We start from the raw sequence: 15,563 nt of genomic DNA on the forward strand, positions 1-15,563 counted from the left end.
CACTATAACTCGACCTTGCGGAGAAATGTCCGTTCCTCGGCGAGGATGAAACGGTTTTCTTCCGCGAAGTTGAAGTTCGCGACGCCCTCCTTGTCCTGGCGCAGCCGCGCGCGATAGGCCTCATAGGCGGCAAGGCTTTCGAACGAAATCAGCGCGAAGCCGATGTTGTTGGTTCCCTCATGCGGCATCCAGTAGCCGATGAGATCGCCGCCGCAGCGCGGGATGATCGAGAGCCAGTTCCGCGAATACTCCTCGAACATCGCGCGCTTGAACGGATCGAGCTGGTAGCGGATGAAGACGGTGACGGTCATTGATGGCCTCCGGTAATGTTTCCGCCATTGCGAGCGTCAGCAAAGCACTCCTCGCAATGACGGCACGGTGGACAATAGCGGCTTGTCCGACCTCGATGCTTCGGCTATCATCGAACTATGAAAGCAGGACCCGACATCTCCCGGATCGCCGCACTGGTCGGCGATCCCGCACGCTGCAACATGCTGACCGCGCTGATGACCGGCAGGGCGTTGACCGCGAGTGAGCTCGCGCAGGAGGCCGGCATCACTCCGCAGACGGCGAGCTCACATCTTGCCAAGCTCGAGGCCGGCGGGCTGATCGAGCCCGAGAAGCAGGGCCGCCACCGCTACTACCGCCTCTCTGACCCCGACGTCGCCGACGTGCTGGAAGGCCTGCAGGGCATCGCCGCCCGCGCCGGCCATATGCGGGTGCGCACCGGGCCGAAGGATCCGGCGCTGCGCCGCGCCCGCATCTGCTACGACCATCTCGCCGGCGATCTCGGCGTGCAGATGCTCGACAGCATGAAGCGGCAGAAGCTGGTCCGCCAGAGCAAGCAGGCGATCGAGCTCACCGGCGAAGGCAAGCGCTTCATGGCCGAGGAGTTGCAGATCGACGCCGATGCGCTGACGCATCCGCGCCGTCCGGTGTGCAAGGCCTGCCTCGACTGGAGCGAGCGGCGGCATCATCTCGCCGGCACACTCGGTGCTGCCATGATGGACCGCTTCACTGAACTGAAATGGGCCGCGCGCGATGCTGCGCCGGGCAGCCGCGTGGTCAATTTTTCGCGCAACGGCGAGAAGCGATTCGCTGCGCTGTTCGGCCCGGACCAATAGCGGCGCGCCTTCCGGCAAGCATCGATGAACCGGCGGTCTCGCTTGCCTCGCCTTCCGATGCATTTTCGCACGCTCGCCATTACCGCGCGGCTGTCACGTCTGCGAAATATTTCGAAGTGATGCTGAGCCGACTTGCGGCGCCCTGACGCAGCTGTGAGCTGCAACATTCATGTCGCATTCAGGCCGCAACATTATGGTCGGCGACATCGGGCACGGCTTCTGCAATGATCCCGCCGGGCGAATCGGTAGACGAAAGTTTGTTGCGGTGCCGCAGCGCGGCCCAATAAAAAGGAGAAGACATGAAGTATCTTTTTGCTGCAGCAGTTTTGCTGACGACCGCATTCGCCGGCATCAGCGCCGCTGATGCGGCCGGTGGCTGCGGCCCCGGCTGGCACCGTGGTCCCTATGGCGGCTGCGTCAGGAATCGCGGCGTCGTCGTCGCACCGGGCGCCGTCGTCGTGCGTCCGCCGGTCGTGGTCGAGCGCCCCGTCGTGGTGGCGCCGCGCGTCCGCGCCTGCCCCTACGGTTTTGCCTGGCGCTACGGCCGTTGCCGCCCGATCTGATCGCTGCACATTTCGAACTAACAAAACCCCGCCGGTAGCGGGGTTTTTCTTTTCGTCATGGAGTCGATATCACCAGCGGCGCCAGTGATGACGGCGCCAATGGTGGCGGCGCCAGCCCCAATGCCTGCGGTGCCAGTGCCGGTGACGCCAACCCCAGTGGCGATGATGCCAGCGTACTTGCTCGGGCTTCATGCGGCCGACCTCCTCGCCCGTGGTGACGGCCGGATGCGCTTCGCCCGCCGCCGGCGCGCGTGCGTCTTGGTTGAGGGGTAGCGGCGCGAGCGGCGCCGCCTGCGCCGTCGCTGCGAAGGTGACGGCTCCGGCGGCGACACCGAAGGCCATCTTCAGAAAATCCCGGCGTTCCATGAGCGTTTCCCTCTGTTGCTGAGCTGGACCAACTGCAGCAGCGAGTTTTTGCCTCGCGACCTGAACACTCGCTGAACCGCGCGTTCACGTTTGATGGAACTCGAGGGTCGTCGACGTCGTGACGTCACGCAACCATCATGCCGCCGTTGCCTCCTCCGCCAGCACCAGGAGATCGCGCGTACGCGTCACCTCCGGCCAGTCACGGTTGAAGTCGGCGACCAGCCGCTTCATGTGATCGCTGTTCAGCGCGCTCCCTCCATGGTTTCATTTCGCGCAGGCGGCCGGCATATGCTCCGTGATATGTCGGCCTGCTGACAATGCCTGATCAGGGGGATCACCCATGCTTGCCCGCCACCGCACCGCCCTGCTCTCGTTCCTGCTCGCCCTCGGCGCCGCGCTGCCCGTCGCCGCCGGGGAGATCGCGCTGCCGCGCGAGGCGCAGCTCGGGCCGCGCCCGTTCTATCTGGTCGACAAGATGAAGGACGGGCCCCTGAAGCAGCAGCTCGGCCAATGCACCGGACCGTTCCACAAGACCGATTTTTCGATTGGCCATCGCGGCGCCGCGCTGCAATTTCCCGAGCATAGCCGCGAATCCTATCTCGCCGCCGCACGGATGGGCGCCGGCGTGATCGAATGCGACGTCACCTTCACGCGGGACCGCCAGCTGGTGTGCCGGCACTCGCAATGCGACCTGCACACCACGACCAACATCCTGACGGTGCCGGATCTCGCCGCAAAATGCACGCACCCCTTCAGCCCGGCCGACCCCGCCACCGGCAGGAAGGCATCGGCGAAATGCTGCACCAGCGACATCACGCTCGCCGAATTCAAGCGGCTCACCGCGAAAATGGACGGCTTCAATCCGGATGCGAGGACGCCCGAGGAGTACCAGAAGGGCACGCCGCGCTGGCGCACCGACCTCTATGCCAATTCCGGCACGCTGATGAGCCACGACGAGAGCATCGCCTTGATCAGGAGTCTCGGCGCAAAATTCACGCCCGAGCTGAAGGCGCCGGAAGTGGCGATGCCGTTCGACGGCGACTACACCCAGGAGACATATGCGACCCAGATGCTCGCCGCCTACAAGGCCGCCGGCATTCCGCCGAGCGACGTGTTCCCGCAGAGCTTCAGCCTCAAGGACATCCTCTATTGGGTGAAGACCGAACCCGATTTCGCGAGCCAGGCGCTCTATCTCGAAGACCGCTACGAGAAAGCAGGCCTCGATCCGAACCGGCCGGAGACCTGGAAGCCGTCCATGCAGGAATTGAAGGCCTCCGGCGTCGCGATCCTGGGGCCGCCGATCTTCGCGATGCTGGCGCTGAACGACAAGGGCGAGATCGTCCCGTCGGCTTACGCCAGGGCGGCGAAAGCGGCCGGCCTCGATCTGATCGGCTGGTCGCTGGAGCGCGACGGCCCGCTGAACAAGGGCGGTGCGTTCTACCACAAATCGGTGAAGGCGGCGATCGACCGCGACGGCGACACGCTGAGCGTGCTCGACGTGCTGGCAAAACAGGTCGGCGTTCGCGCGATGTTTTCCGACTGGCCGGCGACGACCACATTCTATGCGAACTGCATGGGGATGAAGTGAGGTCTTGCCGGGCGCGTTACGGCTGCCCCGCCCTACGCACCGTGCGCGCTCGCCATGACCATTCCGGCCGTTCCGCGCGCGGCAGAGCAGGACTAGCATCATCGCCTTCCCGCCCGACGGGACAACACCACAGGGAGGCCGCCATGAAGCCAGGACAACCGGTCAAGGACGCCAGCCATCTCTACGAAGTCGAGCGCCGCGCCCAGCACGCCGCCCGCCCCGGCTTCCGCATCATGGAGCTGCAACTCTCGCCGACCCAGAAGGTGCCGTGGCACACCCACAGCAACATCTCCGACACCTTCTATGTGCTGGAGGGCCAGATGCGGCTGTTCCTGCAGGAGCCGAAGGAAGAAGTGAACCTGAAGGTCGGCGAAGTCTATGCCGTGAAGCCGACCCGCCCTCACCTCGTCACCAATGCCGGCACGACGTCGCTGACCTTTTTGATCCTGCAAGGCGTCGGCGAATACGACTACGTGCCGCTGGCGTCGAAGTAAGGGGCACTCCCTCCACTGTCGTCCCGGCGAAAGCCGGGACCCATACGCCGCAGCAGATGTTGTTGAAGGGACTCGTCGTTGCAATAGCGCATAACAATTTGCTTCGGTGGTGATGGGTCCCTGCTTTCGCACGGACAACAGTGAGTCTGTTGCGCCGCCGCTGCAAATATTGTCGTCGTCCTGGCGAAAGCCAGGACCCATAATCACGGGATTGGGTTGGTGAGAAAGGCTGTGGCCCCAGCGTCGCGCAACAACGAGCATTCGGGGTAATGGGTCCTGGCCTTCGCCAGGACGACATTGAGTGTGTAGCGCGATCTGGGAATCATAGCCACGTAGCCCGCATGAGCGAAGCGATATGCGGGAAAGACGTCTCCGTGGATGAAGGGCCCCGGATATCGCTGCGCTCATCCGGCCTACAAGTCACTTCACTCAAATCAGCTTCAGCGGCGCATCGTGAACCAGGCGCAGGTCGATATTGCCGATCAGACGCGCGCGACGCGCCTCGGCGGTGCTGATCGCAGCCTCGGTCTGCCGCAGCGTGCTGACATTCGATCCGAGCGACACGATGCCGCCGAGCACCAGTGCGATCGATCCAAGTGCCGCAGTCTGACCGGCGCCCAACAGCCCGAGCAGCGCGACGGCCAGCAACGCGAACCCGCCTGCGATCGCGATCTTCGAGCCGAGAATAATCCGCCGCGATCGCTCGGCGCTCTCGGCAAGCTCCTCGATCTGCGCCTCGATCTCGGAGATCTCGTCGGTCGGCTCGTCTTCGGTCATCAAGTTCGAACCTGTAGGGCGGGTCAGGCGGAAGCCGTAACCCGCCACGGATCGTGCGGAGCGAGGATGGTGGGTTACGCTTGCGCTAACCCACCCTGCGCTCCCCCTCACAACGGCAAATTGTCGTGCTTCTTCGCGGGAATCTCCACCTTCTTGTCCTTCAGCATCGCGAGCGCCCGCGCGATCCGCCGCCGCGTCGAATGCGGCATGATGACGTCGTCGATGTAACCGCGTTCGGCAGCGATGAAGGGGGACAGGAAGCGGTCTTCGTATTCCTTGGTGCGCGCGGCGATCTTGTCGGGGTCGCCGATGTCACTGCGGAAGATGATCTCCACCGCGCCCTTGGCGCCCATCACGGCGATCTGCGCGGTCGGCCAGGCGTAGTTCATGTCGGCGCCGATTTCCTTCGACGCCATGACGTCGAAGGCGCCGCCATAGGCCTTGCGGGTGATGATGGTGACGAGCGGCACCGTGCACTGCGAATAGGCGAACAAGAGCTTCGCGCCGTGCTTGATCAGGCCGCCATATTCCTGCGCGGTGCCCGGCAGGAAGCCCGGCACGTCGACGAAGGTGACGATCGGGATGTTGAAGGCGTCGCAGAACCGCACGAAGCGCGCGGCCTTGCGCGAGGCATCGCTGTCGAGCACGCCCGCCAGCACCATCGGCTGGTTGGCGACGAAGCCGACGGTGCGGCCGGCGATGCGGCCGAAGCCGGTGACGATGTTCCTGGCGAAAGTCTCCGAGATCTCGAAGAAGTCGCCCTCGTCGACGACCTTCAGGATCAGCTCCTTCATGTCGTAGGGCTTGTTCGGATTGTCGGGGATCAGCGTGTCCAAGGACATATCGACCCGCCCGATGTCGTCGAAGCTCGGCCATTCCGGCACGCCGTCGGTGTTGTTCGAGGGCAGGAAGTCGATCAGGCGGCGCATCTGGAGCAGCGCGTCGACGTCGTTCTCGAACGCGCCGTCGGCGATCGAGGAGCGCGTGGCGTGCACCGAGGCGCCGCCGAGCTCCTCGGCGGTCACCACCTCGTTGGTGACGGTCTTCACCACGTCGGGGCCGGTGACGAACATGTAGCTGGTGTTCTTCACCATGAAGATGAAGTCGGTCATCGCGGGCGAATAGACGTCGCCGCCGGCGCAGGGGCCCATGATCACCGAGATCTGCGGGATCACGCCCGAAGCCTGCACGTTGCGGCGGAACACGTAGGAATAGCCTGCCAGCGCCGCGACGCCCTCCTGGATGCGCGCGCCGCCGGCGTCATAGAGACCGATGATCGGCGCCCTCGCCTTCATCGCCATGTCCTGAAGTTTCGTGATCTTCAGCGCGTGGGTTTCGGAGAGCGAGCCGCCGAACACCGTGAAGTCCTTGGCGAAGACAAACGTCTTGCGGCCGTTGACCGTGCCCCAGCCGGTGACGACGCCGTCGCCGGGGATCCTGGTCTTCTCCATACCGAACTCGATCGAGCGGTGCTCGACGAACATGTCGAATTCCTCGAACGAGCCCTTGTCCAGCAGGAGCTCGATCCGCTCGCGGGCGGTCAGCTTGCCGCGGGCGTGCTGCGCCTCGATGCGCTTTTCGCCGCCGCCCAGCTTGGCGCCGGCGCGCCGCTCTTCGAGGGTATCGAGGATATCTTTCATTTGTTTCCGCCCGTGTTAGCTGCAGTCCGCGTCCCGGCGCGAGCCGAGCTCCGCTTCGTTCGGAAATGGCTTTAGCACGGCCGTTTCGGAACCGGAAAGCCGCTTGTGAGCGGGTTCGGGCGCAAAAACGGTAGGATTTTCCGATATCTGGGGAGACAGCGATGACTGATACGACCACGGCCGAGACCGGTGCCGCGACCGGCGGGGTGCGCACCCTGCTCCGGCTGGAGGGCCTGGTGCTGTTCCTCGGCATGACCGTGCTCTACTACAAGTGGGAGGGTTCCTGGCTGGTCTACGTCCTGCTGTTCCTGGTGCCGGACATCAGCTTCGCCGCTTACTTGATCAGCCCGCGGGCCGGCGCCATCGCCTACAACGCCGCCCACACCTATCTGGCGCCGGTGGCGCTGATGACGCTGGGTTTTGCCGGCGAAGGACCGCTGGTGCTCTCGATCGCGATGATCTGGCTCGCCCATATCGGGATCGACCGCGCGCTCGGCTACGGGCTGAAATATTCTGTTGGTTTTGGCTTCACCCATCTCGGGCGGATCGGGAAGGCGCAGGAGCCCGCCTAGCGCCGGCTCCCTGACGTCACGCACGGCCGGTCAAATTGACAGCGTGCGCGTCGATTGCTGTAGTCGCGGCCAATCAAGACAACCTCCGGGGGAATCGATGCTGACAGACTGGCGCCTGGCCGCGACCGCGATCCTGTTTTGCTGCGCCGTGCTGTTCACCTGCATCGAGACCAGCGCGCAGCAGATTCCGAAGGAGATCGCGGCGCGCACCGAGATCTACGGCATCCCCTCGCTGACGATCTCCGACCAGCAATTCCTGAACGGCGACGGCAACGGCAAGCCGGTCACCGTCGGCGGCGAATTCCGCATCGCGCAAGGCAGCGGCCGGCTGCCGGTCGTGGTCTTGATGCACGGCTCGAGCGGTGTCGGCGCCGGGATGGACGGCTGGGTGCGCCATTTCAACCGCATGGGCATCTCGACCTTCGTGATCGACGGCTTCTCCGGCCGCGGCCTCACTGCAACCGGACCGAACCAGGCGCTGCTCGGCCGGCTCAATCTGATCGTCGACATCTATCATTCGCTGGAGATCCTCGCCAAACATCCGCGGGTCGATCCCGAGCGCATCGTGCTGATGGGATTTTCGCGCGGCGGCCAGGCGACGCTCTATGCCAGCCTCGACCGCTTCAACAAGCTCTGGAACAAATCCGGCGTGCAGTTTGCGGCCTATATCCCGTTCTATCCGGATTGCTCGACCGGCTATCTGACCGATACCGAGGTCGCGGCGCGGCCGATCCGGATCTTCCACGGCACGCCCGACGACTATAATCCGGTGGCGAGCTGCAAGGCCTATGTCGCGCGGCTGCAAGCGGCCAAGCGCGACGTGGTGCTGACCGCGTATCCCGATTCCGCGCACGGTTTCGATGCCGGCCTGATCGGCAACAACACGGTGGTGGAAGCGACGGGATCGCAAACCGTTCGCCACTGCACCATCAGGGAAGGCGAAGGCGGCGTGCTGATGAATGCATCGACCCAGGCGCCGTTCAGCTACAAGGACGCCTGCGTTGAGCTCGGCCCGCATGTCGGCGGCAACCCGACCACCGCGCTCGAGGCCCGCAGGGCAGTCAGCGATTTCCTGCAGGCGCTGTTCAAGCTGGGCTGACGAGGCCCGAACTCTATGTCCTCATCCTGAGGAGCCGCGAAGCGGCGTCTCGAAGGATGCAGGCCCGCCTGTGGCCTCATGGTTCGAGACGCGCGTTCCGCACTCCTCACCATGAGGAGAGACAGACGTCAGGCGAAGCGGCGCGCGAACACCACGCAGACCACGACCAGCAGGGTCGCTGCGATCATCGACCAGGCCACCTGCTCGTGCAGCAGCAGGCCGGCCAGCGCGAGGCCGAAGAACGGCTGCAGCAGCTGCAATTGGCCGACGCTGGCAATGCCGCCGATCGCAAGCCCGCGATACCAGAACACGAAGCCGACCAGCATGCTGAAGATCGAGACATAAGCGAGCCCGAGCCAGGCCGGCGCGCCGATGCCCTGCCAGCTCGGCGGCAGCGTCATGATCGTCATCACGAGCACCACCGGCGCCGAGAGCACCAGCGCCCAGGAGATCACCTGCCAGCCGCCGAGCCGCCGCGACAGCGCCGCGCCTTCGGCATAGCCGAGGCCGCAGACGATGATGGCGGCGACCATCAGGAGGTCGCCGGTCAGCGACGCCGATCCGTCGCTCGACAAGGCGAACGCGCCTACCGTCGCGCTGCCGATGCAGGAGAACAGCCAGAACAGCGGCTGCGGCCGCTCGCCGCCGCGCAGCACGCCGAACACGGCGGTCGACAGCGGCAGCAGCCCGATGAACACGATCGAGTGCGCCGAGGTGATGTGCTGGAGCGCGAGCGCGGTGAGCAGCGGAAAGCCGATCACGACGCCAACCGCGACGATCGTCAGCGACACCAGGTCCTTGCGCTGCGGCCAGGGCTGCCGCAGCACCGCCAGCAGCGCGGCGCCGAGCAGCGCGGCGATCGCCGCCCGCGCCGAAGTCAAAAACAGCGGTGAGAACCCGGCGACGGCCACGCGGGTCGCCGGCAGCGAGCCGCTGAAGATAATCACGCCGAGCAAGCCGCTGCCCCAGCCGTCGATCGAAGCCTTGTCCATCGTACTCTGCTTCCCAAAACGTAACTGCGCCCCTCGCCCCGCTCTTGCGGGGAGAGGGTTGGGGTGAGGGGCCGCCCCGCATACTCGGTAACGGCCGAACCCGTGGAGACTCCCCCTCACCCGGAACGCATCTGGCGATGCATTCCGACCTCTCACCGCAGGCGGGGCGAGGTGAAGCCGAGTCCGATGTCGCACCGACCATAGCCAGCGGAGGCTCGCCAAGGCAGCTACAGATCAGTACAATATCGCAAAACTGTATGGGCAAAGGTAGGCATACACTTGCAACAGCAATCCGATGCACCAAAGGCGACGCGGACCACCGACGTGATGAACGCGATCCGCGCCAAGGTGGCGAGCCGCGCGCTGGTCGTCGACGACCGCCTGCCCTCGATCCGCGGCCTGGCCGCGACCATGGGCGTCTCGCCCTCCACCGTCGTCGAGGCCTATGACCGGCTGGTGGCCGAGGGCTTGATCCGGGCCCGGCCCGGCTCCGGCTTCTATGTCTCGTCCGCGGCGCTGCCGCCGCTCGCGCTCGCAAAGGACCAGCCGCAGCGCGACCGCGCGGTGGATCCGTTCTGGGTGTCGCGGCAATCGCTCGATGCCGAGACCGGCGCGCTCAAACCCGGCTGCGGCTGGCTGCCGGCCGAGTGGATGCCGACGGAGGCGCTGCGGCGCGCGTTGCGCGGCCTGGCGCGAGCCGACGACGCCGTGCTCTCCGACTATGGTGCGACGCGCGGCTCGCTCGCGCTGCGCCGGATCCTGATGGCACGGTTTGCCGACGAGGGCCTCGAGGTGCCGCCCGAGCAGCTCTTGCTCACAGCATCCGGCACGCAGGCGATCGATCTCGTCTGCCGCTTCCTGCTGCGGCCGGGCGACACCGTGCTGGTCGACGATCCCTGCTACTTCAATTTCCGGGCGCTGCTGCGCGCGCATCAGGTTCGCATCGTCAGCGTGCCCTATACGGCGTCGGGGCCCGATGTCGCGAGCTTCGAGGCGACACTGGCCGCCGAGCGGCCGCGGCTCTATGTCACCAACTCGGCACTGCATAATCCGACCGGCGCGACGCTGTCGCCGCAGACCGCGCACCGCGTGCTGAATGCCGCCACAGCCTACGATCTCACCATCGTCGAGGACGACATCTTTGCGGACTTCGAGCCGGAGCCTTCGGCGCGGCTCGCTGCGCTCGATGGCCTGAGCCGCGTGATCCGGATCGGCAGCTTCTCCAAGACGCTGTCGGCATCGGTGCGCTGCGGCTTCATCGCCGCGCGCGCCGACTGGATCGAGGATCTCGTCGATCTCCAGGTCGCGACCGGTTTCGGCGGCCCGAGCGCGGTCGCCACCGAGATCATCGCCAGCGTGCTGTCGAGCGGTTTCTATCGCAAGCATGTCGAGGAGCTGCGCCGGCGCCTTGCCCGCGCCCGCCGCGACGTCGGCGACAAATTGCAGCGCATCGGCGTCACACCCTGGCTGATGCCGCGCGGCGGCTTCTATCTGTGGTGCCATCTGCCCGACGGATGCGATTCCGCCGACGTGGCGCGGCTGGCGCTAACAGACAATGTCGTGCTGGCGCCGGGCAACGTGTTCAGCGCCTCGCAGACGGCCGCCGCCTTCATGCGCTTCAACGTCGCGCAATGCCGCGACCCGAAACTGATGCCGACCTTGCAGCGGGCGATCGGGCGTTAGACCAGGATGAGTTGGGATGAAGGTCTCGAGGCAGACTGGTTCTACCTCTCCCGCCTGCGGGGGTCGAGACGAGCGAAGCTCGCTCTTAGGTCGTATTGCATCGAAGATGCAATACGGGCGGGGGCTCTCTCCACGATGTGATCCCTGGAGAGAGCCCCACCCCAACCCTCCCCCGCAAGCGGGAGAGGGAGCACACCGCATTCGCGATTGCGCTGGCAGCCACCCGACGCAGTGGCGCCCTACTTCTCACCCACCTTGAACGGCTCCTCCTTGCCCGGCGGCACGGTCTCCTCCGCCATCGCCAGGATCATCGCCACCATCACGTAATTGCCGGCGACCGCGGTGAGGTCGACGATCTGCTGATCGTTGAAGATCTTCTTGGCCCGCGCATAGGTCTCGTCGGAGACCTTCTTGGTCGTGGTCAGCTCGGTGACGAAGTCGTACACGACCGCCTCGTCGTCGGCCATTTTCGACGGCCGGTTGCCGGCCTTCAGCTCGGCGATCACATCAGGCGGCAGGCCGGCCTTGGCGGCGAGCGGCGCGTGCGCGAACCACTCGACCTGCGAGCGCCACTGCCGGCCGATGATCAGGATCGCGAACTCGTTCAGCCTGGTCGGCACCGAGGTCTGCCAGCGCAGATAATAGAACAGATCGTAGAGCCGCTGGCCGAGCACCGGGCTCCTGATCATCGGATTGTAGGGACCGCCGATGCCGACGCTCGACACCTTCATGATCTGCTCGCCGAGCGGTTTTTGCAGGTCGCTGAGTTGCTCCATCGTGAGCTGCGGGAAGCGCGGCTCCTTGCTGGTGGCCGGCGCCGAGAACACCGTCGCCGCGAGCCAGCCGCCGGCCGCGGCCAGCGTGAGCGACGAGAGCCAGACTGTTGCTGAATGCATGATTCCTCCGCTTGATTTTATCGGAGGATGCTAGTCGAGCTACGTAGCGCCAGCCAGCGATGAACACGCAGATCAGCTCATCACAGCGCGACGATATCGGTGAGGCATTGTTGCGTGACGCTCATCCGCGCATCGATCTGCGCCTGCGTCTTGCAGTCCATGTTCATCGCGAACACCGTGATGTCGGTGCCCTTCTCGGCCCAGCCGACCAGCCAGCCGAGCGAGCCGTGCTCCTTGTCGGTCAGGCCGGTCTTGGCGCGGATGACGGTCTCGCCGACTTTCGTGACGGGGAGGATGTCGCACACCAGCTGCTGGCTGTGCTTGCCGACCGGCAGCACGCCGCGGCGCAGCCGGTCGAGGAAATCGATCTGCTGCACCGGATCGATCCGCAAATTGCCGGTCACCCAGAACTGGTCGATACCGCCGCCGATGTCGCGGTTGCCGTAGTCGATGATCTCGAGATATTTCTTCATCCGCTCCTCGCCGATGCGGCGGGCGATCTCCTGGAACACCGGAAACGCCGACACGGCGAGCGCCGAGCGCAGCGTGTGATCCTTGTTCCAGGTCTCGATGCTGCGGGTTGTGCCGTCCCACTTGAAGACGTCCTTGTCGGGGTCCTGCACCACGCCGGTCTCGAGCGCGATCAGCGCGTTCGGGATCTTGAAGGTCGAGGCCGGCAGCCTGCCCTCGCCCGAGCGGACCTTGTCGCTGGCGATGATCAGATAGTCCTCGACCTTGTAGCCGACGAAGGTGCCCTCGGTGCCGAGATCGAAGAACCGCTTTTGCAGCTCCTCGCGAAACTCGCTGCGCTGGTAGGACACGTTCGCAAAGCTGCGCGACGGCAGGATCGTAGCGGCAGCAAGCAGACCGAGCGCATGGCGGCGATGGATCACGACAAGTCCTGGGCAGGTTCGGATTGACGACGATGCTGATGCCATCGTGGTGAAAGGATGGCAATAAGACTCACTTGTTTGTCGCGTTTTCTTCACGCGAACCGGTGTCCACTTCGCTCGAAGACGCGCCCGCTAGCGCGCCCGGCCCGACATCCGCAGCACGAACACCAGCACCTCGGCGACGGCCTTGTAGAGCTCGGCCGGAATCTCGTCGCCGAGCTCGACATTGGAGAGCGCGCCGGCCAACACCTCGTTCTCCTCGATCGGGATGTCGTTGGCCTTGGCGACCTCGATGATCTTGGCGCCGATTGCGCCCTTGCCTTTTGCCACCACGCGCGGAGCGCCGGCGTGGTCGTAATGCAGCGCGACCGCGAGCTGGTTGTTGGCCTCGCTCATGATGCGCGGTCCAGGAAATGGCCGGCGCGCGCGGGCGCGGGTTGCGGCGGGCTGCCGTCGCGGATCTCGATGTCGCCTGGCGTGAGCTCGGCCCTGGTCAGCGCCTGGCTCAGCTCGGAGGCGCCGGCGCGCAGCTGCGCGGCGGTCGAGGGCCGCTCGGCCCACATCCGCACCGAGGTGCGCTCGCCGTTCAGCGAGACCAGCGCGTGCACCGGGCCGGCCGGCTCGACATCGAGCGTGAAGCGCGCGCGCCACGCCCGCTTGGCGGCTTCGACCTCATTGCCGCCGCCGTCGCGGGAAATCTCGAACTGCGCCATCGCCGTGCCCTGCTGGGTCAGGAACGGGATCTCGAAATTCCAGCGCGGCAGCATGGCGTCGAGCTGCGGGCGCGCAGCGTCGCCGCGGTCCGGCAGCGAGGCGACCTGCAGCAGCGTCTGCCGCGCCAGCGCCGCATCGGTGTTTTCCAGCAGACGATGGGCGGCGGTCGCGAGCGGCGCGCCCGGTGCGATCGACGGCTCCGCGACGGCCTGGGCCGACGGCAGTGCGCCGTGAAACGGCGGCGGCGGCGTATTGCCGCGTACGGGCACCTCGCCCGGTAGCATCTCCCTCGGCGCGGCGCCTTGCCGTGCGGGATTGCCGAGTTCGTGCAGCGCTTCCTGAATGAGATTGAGCGCGCCGCCGGAGGACGGGCCGGCATCGAGCGCATCCGCGAGGACCCCTGCGAGCCCTGTGGTGCCGCGGCTGACATCCTCGGCGACCGGCAGGCGGGCCTGCGGCAGTAATATCTCCTGAACCTCGAGCTCGGGCATTGCCGGCGGCACAATGCTTGGCGCCGTGCCGGCACTGGCGGGCACCGGTTGCGGCGGCGGTGTGGAGGACACGGGCCTGCCGGCATCGCCGGTGCCAAGCGAGGTCAGCGCCTGGCGCAGCACGATCAGCGCGGCCTTCAGATCGGGCGCGCTGCCACTCGCGGGCGCAACGCCCGCGGCCAGCGTCGCCTCGAACAGCAGGCCGGATTTCTGCAAGCCGGTCTTGACCGCATCGCCGCTCAAATTCTCGTCGAGGCCGGTTTGCTGCGCCAGCACCTGCGCGATCGCGGCCTGCAACTTCGGCGGCAGATTGGCCGAGGCGACCGCGGCGAGATTGGCAAACAGCGGCGCCTGGCTGCCCTGTACCGCCGCCGCGGTCTGCGCCGCCGCGGTGATGGTGACGCGCTCCAGCGGCGTCAATACAGCCTTCGGTGCCGTGGCGATCGGTTGCGAAGCATCGGTGGCGTTGGCCGCCGCCGGCGACAGCCGTGCGGCATCGCCGGTGTCCTGGCCCTGCCCGACCAGCTGCAGGCGGATGCCGTCATTGGTCTGCGACACCGCGAGCTGCAGGTTCTGGCCCTGCTGCAGCGGCACCTCGGTCTGGACGTCGATCGAGAGGCTCGCGATCGCGATCCGCACCAGATCGGCGGACAGCACCTTCAGCACCTGCGCATTGACGACGCTGCCGGCCTCGAGCGTGAGGTCCGGCGCAACGCTGTCCGCCTCAGTCGAGGCGAGCACCGGCAGCACGGGATTGATGGCAAGTGCCATGTCGGAGGTCTCGGCCCTGCGCGAGGAACGTGCCGCAGGCTAGCCCGGCGCCGTAAACCCCTCGTTAACCGGCAGCCGGCTTGAGCTCCCTGAGCACGCCGGCGGCGGCCCTGAAATCGAGCTGGCGGGCGGCGCGGCGGGCGGCGACCTCCTCGTCGACGCCCCATTTCTCGATGTTCCAGTCCTCGTCGACATGGGCGGCGGCCCAGACCTGGTCCTCGTCGCGGACACCGTGCGCCAGCGCCAGCGCGAGCAGCGCCGAGCCGGTCAGCGTCGTCACCACATGGAGCGCCGCGACCGACCATGGGTCGGTCGGGAACGCCGCCCGTGCCGCCTTGATCGCACGCTCGGGCTGGCCGACATGCATCACCCCCTCGGCCATCACGAAATGGGCGCCGAGCGCGTCAGCGGCCCAGAACAGGATCGGATCCCAATGCCGGGCCTCGCGCGCCACCAGCGTTTCGGGATGCCCGGCGCGATAGAACAAGAGGTCGCTGCCGAGGAACTTGGCCGCATCGTCGGCCACCTCGTCGACGCGATCGATCACCCCCTCGATCACGCTGTTGGCAAGGCGCGTCAGCGGCATGGTCATGGGATCGATGGTCTCGCCCTGCGCATTCCATTCCGCCGCCACCGCGTCCGCAATGGCCCGCGTCGGCACCGCGATCGGCTTGCCGGACGGCGAGCGGATCGGCTTGCCGTCGAGCGTGATCGAAAATCCACCGTCGGCCTCGGCGACGCCGGTGCTGGTGTAGAACCGCTTGCGCTGGGGCGTGCGAATGTGGCGCCGCACCGCCTCCTGCGGATCGAACGGAGATTGTTCTGGGACATCGTCGAAAAGTTCGCGCATCGCGCCGGCCGGCTTTCGTTCGGAAGGATTTCCCTGCAAGATATGTCAGG

At 66.1% G+C, this 15,563-nt stretch carries 17 protein-coding genes; 7 read left to right on the top strand and 10 right to left on the bottom strand.

The genetic code is table 11. The features are described from left to right. Positions 1–2 precede the first annotated feature (2 nt). Positions 3–311 carry an NIPSNAP family protein gene (locus ACVWYP_RS29445; protein WP_304495778.1) on the bottom strand — a complete coding sequence of 103 codons (309 nt, stop codon included), beginning with the start codon at positions 309–311 and terminating at the stop codon, positions 3–5. A 117-nt stretch (positions 312–428) separates the two neighbouring features. Between ACVWYP_RS29445 and ACVWYP_RS29450 the strand changes: the two genes are divergently transcribed. Further along, the gene (locus tag ACVWYP_RS29450; RefSeq protein ID WP_212056709.1) at positions 429–1,124 is read left to right on the top strand and encodes an ArsR/SmtB family transcription factor; all 696 of its coding nucleotides are present in this window, start codon (positions 429–431) and stop codon (positions 1,122–1,124) included. Between the two features lie 299 nt (positions 1,125–1,423). Beyond that, entirely contained in the window at positions 1,424–1,687 is a 264-nt protein-coding gene (locus tag ACVWYP_RS29455) for a GCG_CRPN prefix-to-repeats domain-containing protein (protein WP_016839912.1), read from the top strand. 69 nt (positions 1,688–1,756) lie between these two features. On the opposite strand, the gene ACVWYP_RS29460 is transcribed toward ACVWYP_RS29455, so the two are convergent. Further along, positions 1,757–2,053, bottom strand: coding sequence for a twin-arginine translocation signal domain-containing protein (locus ACVWYP_RS29460; protein ID WP_304495779.1), 297 nt, complete (start codon positions 2,051–2,053; stop codon positions 1,757–1,759). Positions 2,054–2,393: 340 nt separating this feature from the next. On the opposite strand from ACVWYP_RS29460, the gene ACVWYP_RS29465 reads away from it, so the two are divergent. Then, positions 2,394–3,641, top strand: a complete 1,248-nt coding sequence (locus tag ACVWYP_RS29465) for a glycerophosphodiester phosphodiesterase family protein (protein ID WP_304495780.1) — start codon at positions 2,394–2,396, stop codon at positions 3,639–3,641. Positions 3,642–3,784: 143 nt separating this feature from the next. Continuing rightward, a complete protein-coding gene (locus ACVWYP_RS29470) occupies positions 3,785–4,135 on the top strand; it encodes a cupin domain-containing protein (protein WP_304495781.1) in 351 nt (116 codons plus the stop codon). Positions 4,136–4,564: 429 nt separating this feature from the next. Here the strand turns inward: ACVWYP_RS29470 and ACVWYP_RS29475 are convergent, their stop codons facing one another. Continuing rightward, positions 4,565–4,912, bottom strand: coding sequence for a hypothetical protein (locus ACVWYP_RS29475; RefSeq protein WP_304495782.1), 348 nt, complete (start codon positions 4,910–4,912; stop codon positions 4,565–4,567). Between the two features lie 107 nt (positions 4,913–5,019). Next, the gene (locus ACVWYP_RS29480) at positions 5,020–6,552 is read right to left on the bottom strand and encodes an acyl-CoA carboxylase subunit beta (RefSeq protein ID WP_028339274.1); all 1,533 of its coding nucleotides are present in this window, start codon (positions 6,550–6,552) and stop codon (positions 5,020–5,022) included. A 161-nt stretch (positions 6,553–6,713) separates the two neighbouring features. Between ACVWYP_RS29480 and ACVWYP_RS29485 the strand changes: the two genes are divergently transcribed. Then, positions 6,714–7,124, top strand: coding sequence for a DUF4260 domain-containing protein (locus ACVWYP_RS29485; RefSeq protein WP_038388512.1), 411 nt, complete (start codon positions 6,714–6,716; stop codon positions 7,122–7,124). A 97-nt stretch (positions 7,125–7,221) separates the two neighbouring features. Further along, positions 7,222–8,223: a dienelactone hydrolase family protein gene (locus ACVWYP_RS29490; RefSeq protein ID WP_304495783.1), complete on the top strand. Its 1,002-nt coding sequence runs from the start codon at positions 7,222–7,224 to the stop codon at positions 8,221–8,223. Between the two features lie 128 nt (positions 8,224–8,351). Here the strand turns inward: ACVWYP_RS29490 and ACVWYP_RS29495 are convergent, their stop codons facing one another. Beyond that, on the bottom strand, positions 8,352–9,215 hold the full coding sequence (locus ACVWYP_RS29495) for a DMT family transporter (RefSeq protein WP_453945971.1): 864 nt from the start codon (positions 9,213–9,215) through the stop codon (positions 8,352–8,354). A 327-nt stretch (positions 9,216–9,542) separates the two neighbouring features. Between ACVWYP_RS29495 and ACVWYP_RS29500 the strand changes: the two genes are divergently transcribed. Then, the gene (locus ACVWYP_RS29500; RefSeq protein ID WP_304500327.1) at positions 9,543–10,898 is read left to right on the top strand and encodes an aminotransferase-like domain-containing protein; all 1,356 of its coding nucleotides are present in this window, start codon (positions 9,543–9,545) and stop codon (positions 10,896–10,898) included. 239 nt (positions 10,899–11,137) lie between these two features. Here ACVWYP_RS29500 and ACVWYP_RS29505 read toward each other — a convergent pair whose 3' ends face one another. From ACVWYP_RS29505 to ACVWYP_RS29525, 5 genes are all read right to left on the bottom strand, one after another. Further along, positions 11,138–11,794, bottom strand: a complete 657-nt coding sequence (locus ACVWYP_RS29505; RefSeq protein ID WP_137483123.1) for a carboxymuconolactone decarboxylase family protein — start codon at positions 11,792–11,794, stop codon at positions 11,138–11,140. A gap of 80 nt (positions 11,795–11,874) precedes the next feature. Next, complete coding sequence (gene blaOXA, locus ACVWYP_RS29510; RefSeq protein ID WP_453945969.1) at positions 11,875–12,687, bottom strand: class D beta-lactamase; 813 nt, start codon at positions 12,685–12,687, stop codon at positions 11,875–11,877. Positions 12,688–12,819: 132 nt separating this feature from the next. Next, positions 12,820–13,083, bottom strand: a complete 264-nt coding sequence (locus ACVWYP_RS29515) for an EscU/YscU/HrcU family type III secretion system export apparatus switch protein (protein WP_028335488.1) — start codon at positions 13,081–13,083, stop codon at positions 12,820–12,822. Next, positions 13,080–14,663: a flagellar hook-length control protein FliK gene (fliK, locus tag ACVWYP_RS29520; protein ID WP_304495785.1), complete on the bottom strand. Its 1,584-nt coding sequence runs from the start codon at positions 14,661–14,663 to the stop codon at positions 13,080–13,082. Before fliK ends, ACVWYP_RS29515 begins: the two co-directional genes overlap by 4 nt. A gap of 64 nt (positions 14,664–14,727) precedes the next feature. Then, a complete protein-coding gene (locus tag ACVWYP_RS29525) occupies positions 14,728–15,513 on the bottom strand; it encodes an ATP12 family chaperone protein (protein ID WP_304495786.1) in 786 nt (261 codons plus the stop codon). Positions 15,514–15,563: the final 50 nt, after the last annotated feature.

It is taken from the genome of Bradyrhizobium sp. USDA 3262 (assembly GCF_054060035.1).